This window comes from Hydrogenophaga sp. PML113 (assembly GCF_001777155.1).
GTDB classification, from domain to species: Bacteria; Pseudomonadota; Gammaproteobacteria; order Burkholderiales; family Burkholderiaceae_C; genus Hydrogenophaga; species Hydrogenophaga borbori.
Map to the genome: position 1 here is coordinate 62,760 of NZ_MIYM01000009.1, position 13,061 is coordinate 75,820.

A 13,061-nucleotide genomic window follows, 5' to 3' on the forward strand; every position below is an offset into this window, starting at 1 on the left:
CCGGGCGGCGCCGCGGTCGGAGAGGCGTCCTTGAGGATTTCGCGCCGCGGCGGCCGCCACCGAGAGGGGTTTTCCACTCCGCAGCGCCACGCGCGCCCTCTCCATGATCCCCCGCTCCAACCCCAAACAATACAAGCTCGATGCCGCGCTGCCCGGCCAGGCCCAGGTGACGCCCCTGCGCCAGGTGGTCGAGGCCGCGGTGACCAAGACCGAAAAAGACCAGCAGCCGCGGGTGCTCTACCTGAAGACCACCGCCCCCTCGTCCGATCGGACCGCGCAGCCTTACATCACCACCAAGTTCGACTCTCGGCACGAAGACCCGCAGATCCGCGCCACGCAGCCCCGCAAGCTCAAGCAGACCCAGCAGCAGGGCGCCACCGCGCAGCTGAAGGACCTGACCACCTTCTGGCTCCAGCTGTCTTCGGCGCCGCGCGACGCCCAACGAGCGGCCCGGGATCTCGACAGGCTGTGCAACAGCGACAGCACCCAGGTGTTCGGTCTGCCCTGCACCCCCGAACTGCTGCGGCAACTGAAGCGGATGGAAAGCGGCCAGCGCTCGATGGCATCGACGCCACGGCAGCCGACCGCGCACACGCCCCGATCGAACACGGACAGATCGCCACGGCACCAATCGACGGATGACGAGGAGAGCAGCACCGCCTCACAAACGGCGGTCTCGCTCAGCGAGGAGGGCTCGCCCCCCAACACGGGCGGCACGCCCAGAAAGCCCAAAACCAACCGGGTGGCCCGGCTGCCGGTCAAGCAGGTCGCCCGACAAAACCTGAACCCGATCCGAAAGACGTACCTGGAGCAACAGCAGCAGATACGGGAGCAGGCGCTCCTCGAGCTTCAAGACCTCATGTTCCCCCCGGAAAAATCCATCTCATCGCCCCGCACCCCCGCCAGCGCCCCCGCCCTGCAACTGCCGCTCTTGCCTGTGGGCCGGGACAGGCCATCGGCCATGGGGTCTTCCCGGGAGCCCTCCCCACCAGCCGCCCAGTCGGATCGACCCAAGTCGAACGTCGAGCCCATCCCGGAGGACGGCCTGCGGACCAGCAAGTCCCAGTCGACGCCCACCAGCCCCACCTCGCCCGACCAGCCTCAGCCGACCAGCCCCAGAGCCCCGCTGAAGCAGCAGCGCATGCCACGGCCCAGCCTTCGGGCCAAACAGCCCCCGCCGACACCGCAAGCCACGCCAGGGTCGCCATCGGCGGACCCGGCATCGCCCACCCCGGCGACCCGGCCCGAGCCCCTGCTCGAAGAGCAGTGAGCCCGCGTGCCGCATGGTGACAAGCCCCCATGCGATCCTTGAGGCCGCCGGCCGGGCCCCACGCCCGCCCCGGCCGAAAGGAGTCCCATGCCCATCCCCTGGATCGCCGCGCTGAAGATCATCCCCTGGGGCGACGTGATCGAACACGCGCCCAAGGTGCTCGCGGCCGCGCGCAAGCTGCTCGACAAACAGAAAGCGCCCAGCGCCCCCCCGCCCGTGGGCACGCCCCTGGACCCGGCCGCCGAAACACCCAGCCTGGGCGAACTGCACAAGCGTCTGATCGAAGCGCGCCAGCTCATCGACCAGCAGGCCACCGCCCAGCAGCAGATGGCCCAGACCCTGAGCGAGCTGGCCGAGCAGAACGCGCGCCTGGTGGAAGCGGTGCAGCTGCTGCGCGTGCGCACGCGCTTGCTGATCGGGGTGGCGGTGCTGCTGGCGGTGGGCCTGGGCGTGCTGCTGGCGCGCTGAACGCGGACGCGGCCCCCCCCTCGCCTCGACCCCGCGGCGAAAAGAGGCGTCGGATGGGCGCTAGGCCAAAGGCCCCCTGGCCGCGGGCCGATCCACCTCGATCGCCGCATCGCAGCCCACGCCGGCGGCGATCCAGCGCCGCGCCAGGCGCCGCAGCAGCGGCGCTGCCCAGGCCCAGCGCGGGCCCAACACCCCTGGCGCGTCGCTGATCGCGCCGCAGCGGTAGAGGCCCGCCGCACCGTCCCAGCGCAGGGCGTCGCAAGCGCCCGTGCGACGGCGCGATATCACGCGTCCCAAGGGGCAGGGCTCGGCCAGGCAGCACACGCCGCAGCCATTGCAGGGCGCGCCCCACGCGGGCTTGGCCGGCGCGGCGGGGTGGATGTGGATGGTTTGCAGGGGCATGGGTGGCGAGGGACGCCGGCCGGCGGCGCTGGCCCCGCATCATCGCGCCTGTTCGACGCTGTGCGCGATGGGCCATCGCCAACAGGCCGACACGCCATCAGACCGGCACGCCAACAGGCCAACGCGCCCAACGGCCATTCGGCCAGGCCCGGAACCCGGCAGCGGGTCCGAGCACTCAGTCCGCACCTTCCTGACTGCCCGGCACCACGCCCGTCCCGACCATGCTCCGAATGTCTTCCGCCGACCGCTGGCACCACAAATGCACCGCGGCCCAGCCCATCACACCCCCGCCAGACAATCGGGCGCCCAGCAAGAAAGAACGGCGGGCCGCAGCCGCCGCCGCCACGTCCTTCAACGTGGTGCTCCAGCATGGGGTCCGCAACAACTACATCTACATCCACCGGTACAAGAAGGGCGGCCTCGAGCACTTTGCCACCAATGCCTGGTCCGCTTACCAGTCCCTGCGGGACGTGTTCAAGCCGGTCAACTACACCCAGGCCCATCGGCAGACACGCGAGCGCGTCGATGCCATGTATGCCATCCTGAGCCGAGACGAAGAGCGACCCCCGGTCGCCGAGGCCGCCAAGAACGTGTTGAATCTTTTGGCGGCACAGAAGAAGGGCGTGGTCAACACCGCCGCACTGCGCCAGGCCTCCCAGGCGCTCTGCGTGGCCTTGAATGCCGCTTCACCGTCCGGCGATCCGGTGACCCAAGCGCTGCCTTAGATCAAGATCGGCCAGTTGAACCCGCAAGGCCTTCAGCCCGCCGCCCCTGCGCGCCGCGCCGCCTCGGCGATGCTGGCCGCGTCCACCTGGAAAAACGCGCGCAGCGCCGCGCGCGTGTCGCTGCGGCCGAAGCCGTCGGTGCCCAGGGTGCGGTAGGCCCGGCCGGGCGGCAGCCAGGCGCGCAGCGCCTCGGGCACGGCGCGCACATAGTCGCTGGCGGCCAGCACCGGGCCGGCGGTGTCGGCCAGCATCTGGTGCAACCATGCGTCTCGCCCCTCGGCCTCGGCGGCCTGGGCCTCGCGCGCGAGTTCGCTCCAGCTGGTGATGCTGCACAGGTGCACGCAAAACCCTTGCTGCGCCAGCCGCTCGGCCGCGCCTTGCACCTCGGTGAGGATGGCGCCCGAGCCCAGCAGCGTGAGCGGCGCGCCGTCCACCGGCCCGACGCGGCCGAAGACGTAGCCACCCTTTAGCACGCCCTCGCGCGCCGAGGCTGGCAGGTCGGGCTGGGCGTAGTTCTGGTTCATCAGCGTGAGGTAGTAGAAAACGTCGCGCTGCGCCACCAGCATCTCGCGCAGGCCGGCGTCGACGATGAGCGCCAGCTCGCCAGCGAAGGCCGGGTCGTAGGCCTTGCAGTTGGGGATGGTCGCGGCCACCAGGTGGCTGCTGCCGTCCTGGTGCTGCAGGCCCTCGCCGCCCAGGGTGGTGCGGCCCGAGGTGGCGCCCAGCAGGAAGCCGCGCGCGCGCTGGTCGGCCGCGGCCCAGATGGCATCGCCCACGCGCTGGAAGCCGAACATCGAGTAGTAGATGTAGAAGGGCAGCATGGCCAGGCCGTGCACGCTGTAGCTGGTGGCCGCGGCCGTCCAGCTGGCGATGGCGCCGGCCTCGCTGATGCCCTCCTCCAGGATCTGCCCGTCCAGCGCCTCGCGGTAGCTCAGCACCGAGCCGATGTCCTCCGGCGCGTAGCGCTGGCCCACGCTGCTGTAGATGCCGACCTGCTTGAACAGGTTGGCCATACCGAAGGTGCGCGCCTCGTCGGCCACGATGGGCACGATGCGCGGGCCCAGCGCGCTGTCCTTGAGCAGGTTGCCCAGCAACCGCACGAAGGCCATGGTGGTGCTCATCTCCTTGCCGCCAGCGTTCAGCGCAAAGCCCGCATAGGCCTCGACAGCGGGCACGGGCACCGGCTGGCACGCGGTCTCGCGCCGCGGCAGGGCGCCGCCCAGGGCGGCGCGGCGTTCGCGCAGGTAGCGCAGCTCGGCGCTGTCTTCGGCCGGCTTGTAGAAGGCCAGGCCCGTGGCCTGCTCGTCGCTCAGCGGTAGCGCGAAGCGGTCGCGAAAGGCCAGCAGCTCGTCGGCGTCGAGCTTCTTCTGGCTGTGCGTGGTCATGCGGCCCTGGCCGGCCGCGCCCATGCCGTAGCCCTTCTTGGTGTGCGCCAGGATCACCGTGGGCTGGCCTCGGTGCGCCACGGCGGCGGCGTAGGCGGCGTGGATCTTCACCAGGTCGTGCCCGCCGCGCTTGAGGCGATCGATCTGCTCGTCGCTCAGGCCCTGCACCAGCGCGGCCAGCGCCGGGTTCTGGCCGAAGAAATTCTCGCGGTTGAAGCGGCCGTCCTTGGCGGCGAAGGTCTGCATCTGGCCGTCCACCGTGTCGCCCAGGGCCTGCGCCAGCGCACCGCCGGGATCGCGCGCGAACAGGCCGTCCCAGTCGCTGCCCCACAGCAGCTTGATGACGTTCCAGCCCGCGCCCGCGAACAGGCGCTCCAGCTCGTCGATGATGCGATCGTTGCCACGCACCGGGCCGTCCAGCCGCTGCAGGTTGCAGTTGACCACCCACACCAGGTTGTCGAGCGTCTCGCGCGCGGCCAGGGTGAGCGCGCTCATGCTCTCGGGCTCGTCCATCTCGCCGTCGCCGAACACACCCCACACGGTGCGCCCGCCGGTGTCCAGCAGGCCACGGTGCGCGAGGTAGCGCATGAAGCGCGCGTGGTAGATCGAACTGATGGGGCCGATGCCCATGGAGCCCGTGGGGAACTGCCAGAAGTCGGGCATGAGCCAGGGGTGCGGGTAGCTGGACAGCCCGCGCGCCCCCTGGCCGGGCGCGGCGATCTCCTGGCGGTAGTGCATGAGGTCGCGCTCGCTCAGGCGACCGTCGAGAAAGGCGCGCGCGTACACGCCGGGCGCGCTGTGCGGCTGGAAGAACACCAGGTCGCCGCCGTGCGATTCGCTGCGCGCGCGAAAGAAGTGGTTGAAGCCGGTCTCGAACAGGTCGGCCGCGCTGGCGTAGCTGGCGATGTGCCCGCCCAGCTCGCCGTGGGCCTGGTTGGCGCGCACCACCATGGCCAGGGCGTTCCAGCGCATCAGCGAGGCCAGGCGCTCCTCGATGGCGAGGTCGCCCGGGAACGGGGGCTGCTGCTCGGCCGCGATGGTGTTCACGTAGGGCGTGTTCAACCGCGGCCGCCAGCCCACGCGCTCGCGCCGCGCCAGCGCCACCAACCCATCGAGCATCTGGCGGGCGCGCGCGGGCCCCTGGGTCTGCAGCAGCGACAGGAAGGCTTCCTGCCACTCGGCGGTTTCCTGCGGGTCCGGGTCCTGGGAGATGAGGTCGTGGGGGTTCATGGCGGGGCACTCTAGCCCCGCAGCCCCGGCATGTGCTGCCGAAACGCTCGCCACCTGTCCCGGCGACAGCAAATAATGCCGCCATTTCATCAACTGACAGCACAAACCGCCATGGACGCCCTTGATCGCCGGATTCTCGACGAGCTGCAACGCGACGGCTCCCTGTCCAACGTGGCCCTGGCCCAGCGCGTGGGCCTCTCGCCCTCGCCCTGCCTGGCGCGCGTGAAGGCGCTGGAGCAATCGGGCGTGATCCGCCAGTACGTGGCCCTGGCCGACGCGGCGCGCCTGGGTTTGGGGCTCAACGTGTTCATCAGCATCAGCCTGACCACGCAGAGCAAGGAGGCCCTGGCGCGTTTCGAGCAGCGCATCGCCGACCTCGACGAGGTGATGGAGTGCTACCTGATGACGGGCGACTCCGACTACCTGCTGCGCGTGGTGGTGCCCGACATCGGCGCGCTGGAGCGCTTCATCCTCGAACGCCTCTCGCCCATGCCCGAGGTGGAAAAAATCCGCTCGGGCTTCGCGCTCAAGCAGGTGCGCTACAAGACCGCGCTGCCGCTGCCGTCCTGACCGCACCGCCGACGAGCGCTCAATGCTCGCGGGTGTCCGCCGTGGGCGCCTCTCCACTGAGGGCCTGACGCTTCTCGACGGGCGGCCCCAGGACCGGGCTCCGGTCCCTGGGTGTGGCCGCGGGAAGGAATGGGACCGAGGCATCGCCGCTGGTGCGGCGCGAACCTCCGCTGCCGTACCGCTTGGCGTACGGCGGCGTGCTGGACCCCGGGCGCGCCCGAAGCGGCTCGTCGCGCTCGACCTCCAGCGCGCCCATGCTGTCCGACGACTTGAACCGCACGGTCACGCGCGGCTTGGTCGGCGAGGACCTGCCCGACGAAGGGCGGCTGGCGTCGGGCTGGCGCATGCGCCGGGACACGCTCACGGGCGCATCCTCGACCGGCGGCTCCACCCTGGCGGGGAAGGCGGGGAGCAGGGGCGCGACGCCCTTCTTTTTCTTCGGCGACCCGCTGGTCGGCAGGGGCGGCTCGTGGTGCAGGGTCACGTAGGCCATGTGCAACACCAGCAGGTGCTGGCGCAGCGTCTCCGTGGCCGTCAGCCCGTACTGGCGCGTGTCCTTGGCCTCGCACAGCGACATCAGGCCCTGAGCGGCCTCCTGCACCGCCCAAGACTCATGCGGCGGCACAAGAAACTGGCGGCCGATCTGCTGGGCTTTGTGAATCGCGTTCCAGCGGCAGAGCCTCGTCTGGTGCGGGGTTTCACGGCCGAGGTTTTCCGTGGCGGACCACTTCGGCGCCTTGTCCCTCAGGTAGAGAACCCGCCCTTCCTGCGCTGGCTCGCGCAACACCTGCCCAACGAGCTGCAGCAGGGGAGCAGGATCGTCCTGGATGAGGGCTGCGGTCAGGAAGGCATCCAGATTGGCGGGGTCGGTGGGCAAGGGGCCCTCGGATCGAGGGCGGCGCTGCAGCGCCCCCGCCCCGGCGGACAAGGCCCGGAAACGGTGGCCAATGGACTCTTTTTTCATGGGCGCGGCTGGAGGTGGACAACCGCGCCTGAGTAGCCGGCGGCAGGCGGTCCGCTCCTCAAGAAACCCTGTGCCGGGGCGCAGCCTCTCACCCCCGCGCCAGCACCGGCCCCAGCACCTTGCCCGTGTGCGTGCCCGCGGCCACCACGGCTTCGGGCGCGGCGGCAGCCACCACGCGGCCCCCGCCGGCGCCCCCCTCGGGGCCCAGGTCGATGATCCAGTCGGCCTCGGCCATGACGTCCAGGTCGTGCTCGATCACCACCACGCTGTGGCCACCGTCCACCAGGCGGTGCAGCACGCGGATCAGCTTCTCCACGTCGGCCATGTGCAGGCCCACCGTGGGTTCGTCCAGCACGTAGAGCGTGTGCGGTGCCTTCTGGCCGCGCCGGCCCACCTCGTCGCGCACCTTGCTCAGTTCGGTGACGAGCTTGATGCGCTGCGCCTCGCCGCCCGACAGGGTGGGCGAGGGCTGGCCCAGCGTGAGGTAACCCAGGCCCACGTCCTTGAGCAGCTGCAGCGGGTGGGCGATGGCGGGCATGGAGGCGAAGAACTCCACCGCCTCGTCCACCTCCATCTGCAGCACGTCGCCGATGCTCTTGCCCTTCCAGGTGACGGCCAGGGTCTCGGGGTTGAAGCGCGCGCCGTGGCAGGTTTCGCAGGGCACCTTCACGTCGGGCAGGAAGCTCATCTCGATGGTGCGCACGCCCTGGCCTTCGCAGCTGGGGCAGCGGCCTTCGCCGGTGTTGAAGCTGAAGCGGCCCGGACCGTAGCCGCGCGCCTTGGCCTCCAGGGTATCGGCGAAGAGCTTGCGCACCGTGTCCCAGAAACCGATGTAGGTGGCCGGGCAGGAGCGCGGCGTCTTGCCGATGGGCGTCTGGTCCACCTCGAGCACGCGGTCCACGGCCTCGCTGCCGATCAGGCGTTCGCAGCCCGACCAGGCGGGCCGCTCGCCCTTCTCCCAGGCCTTCTTGCCGGCCGCCGTGGCGCGCATGGACACCGCCGCCGCGACGTTGGTGAGCAGCACGTCGCGCGCGAGCGTGCTCTTGCCGGAACCGCTCACGCCGGTGACCACCACCAGGCGCTTGAGCGGCACCTTCACGTCGAGCCGCTGCAGGTTGTGCAGCGCGGCGCCGCGCAGGTCGAGCGCGTCCATGTCCGCCGGCATGGCGCGGCGCGCCTGCAGCGGGTGCTTCATGGCGTGCAGCAGGTAGCGGCCGGTCACCGATTCGGGGTTGGCCGACAGGTCCGCCACCGAGCCCTGCGCCACCACACGACCGCCGCGCTTGCCGGCGCTGGGGCCGATGTCGATGACGTGGTCGGCGCGGCGGATGGTGTCCTCGTCGTGCTCCACCACCACCAGGGTGTTGCCCTGGTGGCCGAGCTGGTGCAGCGCGTCGAGCAGGATCTGGTTGTCGCGCGGGTGCAGGCCGATGGTGGGCTCGTCGAGCACGTAGCACACGCCCTGCAAATGGCTGCCGAGCTGGGCCGCCAGGCGGATGCGCTGCGCCTCGCCGCCGCTGAGCGTGGGCGCGCCACGGTCCAGGGTGAGGTAGTTCAGGCCCACCTGCTCCAGGAAGGCCAGGCGGCTCTCGATCTCGGGCAGCAGGTCGCGCGCGATATCGACCTCGCGTGCGGACAGCGGCCCCCACGCTGCGCCGCTGGCGCGGGTCGCTGCCCCCTGAGGGGGCTGATCCGGCTGGGGGCGGCCCGGCGCCGGATCGACCGCCGCCCCGTCCATGAGACCGCGCACCCATTGCCGCACCTCGCTCACCGACAGGCGCGCGATATCGGTGATGGCCACACCGCCGAAGCGCACGGCGCGCGCCTGCGCATTGAGGCGCGAGCCTTCGCAGGTCGGGCAGGCCTCGTCGCCCACGCCTTCCACCTCGGGCTCGGCGAAGCTCTGTTCGCGGCCTTTTTCGTCGGCGTCGCGCACCGAATCGTCGAGCGCCTTGCGCTGCTCGCGCGAGAGTTTCACGCCCGTGCCCACGCAGTCGGGGCACCAGCCGTGCTTGCTGTTGTAGGAGAACAGGCGCGGGTCCAGCTCGGGGTAGCTGGTGCTGCACACCGGGCAGGCGCGCGCGGTGCTGAACACCTCCACGGCGCCGATGTCGCGCGTGGGGCGGCCCTCGGCGATGGCCTCTTTCAGTCCGTCGAGCGGGTGCAGCAGGTGCAGGATGCCCTTGCCGTGCTCCAGCGCCTTCGCCAGTTCGCGGCGCAGCTGCGCCTCGTCGGCCGGGTTCACCACGAAATCGGCCACCGGCAGTTCGATGGTGTGTTCCTTGAAGCGGTCGATGCGCGGGAAGCCGGTGGTGGGCAGGAAGTCGCCGTCCACGCGCAGGTGGCTGAAGCCGCGCGGGCGCGCCCAGTCGGCCAGTTCGGTGTACACGCCCTTGCGGTTGACCACCAGCGGCGCCAGCAGGCCCACGTGCCGGCCCGCGTGCTTGCGCAGGATGGCGGCCGCGATGCTGTCGGCACTCTGCGGCTTCACGGCCGCGCCGTCGTGCACGCAGTGCTGGGTGCCCAGCTTCACGTAGAGCAGGCGCAGGAAATGCCAGACCTCGGTGGTGGTGCCCACCGTGCTCTTGCGCCCGCCGCGCGACAGGCGCTGCTCGATGGCCACCGTGGGCGGGATGCCGTACACCGCGTCCACCTCGGGCCGGCCCGCCGGCTGCACGATGCTGCGCGCGTAGGCGTTGAGGCTTTCCAGGTAGCGGCGCTGGCCTTCGTTGAACAGGATGTCAAAGGCCAGCGTGCTCTTGCCCGAACCGCTCACGCCCGAGATGACGTTGAACTTGCCGCGCGGGATGTCCACGCTGAGCTGCTTGAGGTTGTGCTCCTTGGCGTTGACGATGCGGATGGCTTCGTCGCGCGGCGCGCGGCGCGCGGTGGCGCGCGCGCGGTACGGCGCCGGCGCCTCGCCCACCGCGTGCACCGGGTCCATGGCCGCCGCGTACTCGCGCAAGGCCAGCGCGGTGTGGCTCGTGGGGTGCTCGCGCACCTGCTCGGGCGGGCCCTCGGCCACCACGGCGCCGCCGCCCGCGCCGCCCTCGGGACCCAGGTCGACCAGCCAGTCGGCGGCGCGGATCACGTCCAGGTTGTGTTCGATCACCACCAGCGAGTGGCCGGCGTCCAACAGCTTGCGCAGCGAGCGCATGAGCTTGGCGATGTCGTCGAAGTGCAGGCCGGTGGTGGGCTCGTCGAACAGGAACAGCGTGCCCTTGCGCGACACGGCCTGGCGGCTGGCGCTCGCGGACTTGGCGGCCTCGGCCAGGAAGCCCGCGAGCTTGAGGCGCTGCGCCTCGCCGCCCGAGAGCGTGGGCACGGGCTGGCCCAGCTTCACGTACTCCAGGCCCACGTCCACGATGGGCTGCAGCGCGCGGATCACCTCGCGGTCGTGCGCGAACAGCTGGGCCGCTTCGTTGACGGTGAGCTCCAGCGTGTCGGCCACGCTCAGCATCCGGCCGCCGCGGTCGATCTTCACCTCCAGGATTTCGGGCCGGTAGCGCTTGCCGTCGCAATCGGGGCAGCGAAGGTAGACGTCGGAGAGGAACTGCATCTCCACGTGCTCGAAGCCCGAGCCGCCACAGGTGGGGCAGCGGCCGTCGCCGCTGTTGAAGCTGAACTTGGCCGGCGTGTAGCTGCGCTGGCGCGCCAGCGGCGCGTCGGCGAACAGCGCGCGGATGGCGTCCCAGGCGCCGACGTAGCTCACCGGGTTGGAGCGCGCGGTCTTGCCGATGGGCGATTGGTCGACGAAGACCACGTCGGCCAGCTGCTCGGCGCCGAGCAGGCGGTCGTGCGCGCCGGGCGATTCGGTGCTCTGGCCGAAGTGGCGCATGAGCGCGGGCGCCAGCACATCCTGGATCAGCGTGGACTTGCCCGAGCCCGACACACCGGTGATCACCACGAGGCGCTGCAGCGGGAACTCCACCGACACGTTCTTCAGGTTGTGCTCGCGCGCGCCTTCCAGGATGAGGCGCGGCGTGCTGTCGGTGACGGCGCGCTTGAAGCCCATGCCGATGGTCTTGCGCGCGCCCAGGTAGGCTCCGGTGAGCGTGTCGGCCGAGCGGATCTGCGCCGGCGTGCCGTCGAACACGATGCGCCCGCCGCGCTCGCCCGGGCCGGGGCCCATGTCGATCAGGCGGTCGGCCGCGAGCATGACGGCCGGGTCGTGCTCCACCACCACCAGGGTGTTGCCGGCGTCGCGCAGGCGCTTCATGGCGTCGACGATGCGCGCCATGTCGCGCGGGTGCAGGCCGATGCTGGGCTCGTCGAGCACGAACAGCGTATTGACCAGCGAGGTGCCCAGCGCCGTGGTGAGGTTGATGCGCTGCACCTCGCCACCGCTGAGCGTGCGGCTTTGCCGGTCCAGCGTGAGGTAGCCGATGCCGACCTCGCAGAGGTAGCGGATGCGGGTGTTGATTTCTTCCAGCAGCAGCTTGAGCGCCTGCTGCTCACCCGTGCTGCCCGCCTGCGCGGGCACGATGGAATCGAAGAAGCGCCGCAGGTCCGTCAGCGGCATGAGCATGAGGTCGTGCAGGCACAGGCCGGGCAGCGCCTCGAGTTGCGCGCGCGACCACTTCACGCCGGCGGGCAGGTAGCGCTGCGACGGCGCCAGCACCGCGTCGGCCTGCGCCGCCGTGCCCACGCGCCAGAGCAGGCTGTCGGTCTTGAGGCGCGCGCCGCGGCACACCGGGCACTCGGTGTAGCTGCGGTACTTGGACAAGAGCACGCGGATGTGCATCTTGTAGGCCTTGCTTTCCAGGTACTCGAAGAAGCGGCCCACGCCATACCAGTGCTGGTTCCACTTGCCGTTCCACTGTGGCGAACCGTTCTTCACCCAGGCCTGCTGCTCGGGCGTGAGCTTGGCCCAGGGCGTGTCGCGCGGAATGCCGGCCGCCTCGGCGTGGCGCATCAGGTCGTCCTGGCATTCCTTCCAGGCCGGCGTCTGGAACACCTTGATGGCGCCGTTGCGCAGCGTGAGCTTGTCGTTCGGGATCACCAGGCCGTAGTCGACGCCGATCACGCGGCCGAAGCCGCGGCAGCTGTCGCAGGCGCCCACCGGCGAGTTGAACGAGAACATGGACGGCGCGGGCTCGCTGTAGCGGATGTCGCTCTCGGGGCAGTGCAGGCCGGTCGAAAATTTCCAGATCTCGGGCTCACCCTCGTCCTTCAGGACGTACACGGTGAGCCGGCCGCCGCCGCGCTTGAGGCCGGTCTCGATGGCCTCCATCACGCGTGCGGGTTCGGCGCCGGCGACACGGAAACGGTCGGCCACCACATCGAGCAGCTTCACGGCCTCGATCACCGGCTTGGCCTTCTTCGCCCCTTTGGCGGCGGGCGCCTCTTCCTTCGCCTCGCGCTGCACGGTGCGCTCGGCCTGCACGCGGGTGTAGCCGCTGGCCGAAAGCCACTGCTCGATTTCCTCGGGCGTGGTGTTGGCGGGCAGCTCCACCGGGAAGGTGAGCACCAGGCGCGGATTGCCTTGCGCCTCACTGCGCCGCCGCAGCTCGGCCGCGATGGTCTCGGGCGAGTCGTGCCGCACCGGCAGCGCGGTCTCGCGGTCGAACAGCTCGGCGCCGCGCGCGAACAGCAGCTTGAGGTGGTCGTTGAGCTCGGTCATGGTGCCCACGGTCGAGCGCGAGGACCGCACCGGGTTGGTCTGGTCGATGGCGATCGCGGGCGGCACGCCCTCCACGCGGTCCACCGCCGGCTTGTCCATGCGGTCCAGGAACTGCCGCGCGTAGGCGCTGAAGGTTTCCACGTAGCGCCGCTGGCCCTCGGCGAACAGGGTGTCGAACACCAGGCTGGACTTGCCCGAACCACTGGGCCCGGTCACCACGGTCAGTTCGCCGGTGCGGATGTCCAGGTCCAGGCCTTTGAGGTTGTGCTGGCGCGCGCCGCGGATGCGGATCAGGCCCTCGGCGCCGCCCCCATCGGCCGCCCGTTCATCGGGTTCGGCCGGGGTGGAGAGGTCGGGGCGGCGATCGTCGGACATGCAGGGCTCCTGAGCGGGAAGCGGAAGATTCTATGGACCGCCCGCGACC

8 protein-coding genes are annotated in these 13,061 nt (G+C 70.8%); 4 read left to right on the top strand and 4 right to left on the bottom strand.

Features of this window, described 5'->3' with window-relative positions:
* Positions 1-103: 103 nt before the first annotated feature.
* Positions 104-1,270, top strand: coding sequence for a hypothetical protein (locus BHU06_RS16960; protein ID WP_070400397.1), 1,167 nt, complete (start codon positions 104-106; stop codon positions 1,268-1,270).
* 87 nt (positions 1,271-1,357) lie between these two features.
* The gene (locus BHU06_RS16965; RefSeq protein WP_070400398.1) at positions 1,358-1,738 is read left to right on the top strand and encodes a hypothetical protein; all 381 of its coding nucleotides are present in this window, start codon (positions 1,358-1,360) and stop codon (positions 1,736-1,738) included.
* A gap of 60 nt (positions 1,739-1,798) precedes the next feature.
* Here the strand turns inward: BHU06_RS16965 and BHU06_RS16970 are convergent, their stop codons facing one another.
* Entirely contained in the window at positions 1,799-2,140 is a 342-nt protein-coding gene (locus BHU06_RS16970; protein ID WP_070400399.1) for a hypothetical protein, read from the bottom strand.
* A 230-nt stretch (positions 2,141-2,370) separates the two neighbouring features.
* Here BHU06_RS16970 and BHU06_RS16975 point away from each other — a divergent pair, with 230 nt between their 5' ends.
* Positions 2,371-2,865 (top strand): hypothetical protein, encoded by a 495-nt coding sequence (locus BHU06_RS16975; protein ID WP_070400400.1) that lies wholly within the window; start codon positions 2,371-2,373, stop codon positions 2,863-2,865.
* A 32-nt stretch (positions 2,866-2,897) separates the two neighbouring features.
* Here the strand turns inward: BHU06_RS16975 and mdeB are convergent, their stop codons facing one another.
* A complete protein-coding gene (mdeB, locus tag BHU06_RS16980; protein ID WP_070400401.1) occupies positions 2,898-5,480 on the bottom strand; it encodes an alpha-ketoglutarate dehydrogenase in 2,583 nt (860 codons plus the stop codon).
* Positions 5,481-5,591: 111 nt separating this feature from the next.
* Here mdeB and BHU06_RS16985 point away from each other — a divergent pair, with 111 nt between their 5' ends.
* Entirely contained in the window at positions 5,592-6,050 is a 459-nt protein-coding gene (locus BHU06_RS16985) for an Lrp/AsnC family transcriptional regulator (RefSeq protein WP_070400402.1), read from the top strand.
* A gap of 19 nt (positions 6,051-6,069) precedes the next feature.
* Here BHU06_RS16985 and BHU06_RS16990 read toward each other — a convergent pair whose 3' ends face one another.
* Together BHU06_RS16990 and uvrA are read right to left on the bottom strand one after the other, a co-directional pair.
* Positions 6,070-6,927, bottom strand: a complete 858-nt coding sequence (locus BHU06_RS16990; protein ID WP_217494353.1) for a hypothetical protein — start codon at positions 6,925-6,927, stop codon at positions 6,070-6,072.
* 175 nt (positions 6,928-7,102) lie between these two features.
* On the bottom strand, positions 7,103-13,012 hold the full coding sequence (uvrA, locus tag BHU06_RS16995) for an excinuclease ABC subunit UvrA (protein ID WP_254668195.1): 5,910 nt from the start codon (positions 13,010-13,012) through the stop codon (positions 7,103-7,105).
* Positions 13,013-13,061 lie beyond the last annotated feature (49 nt).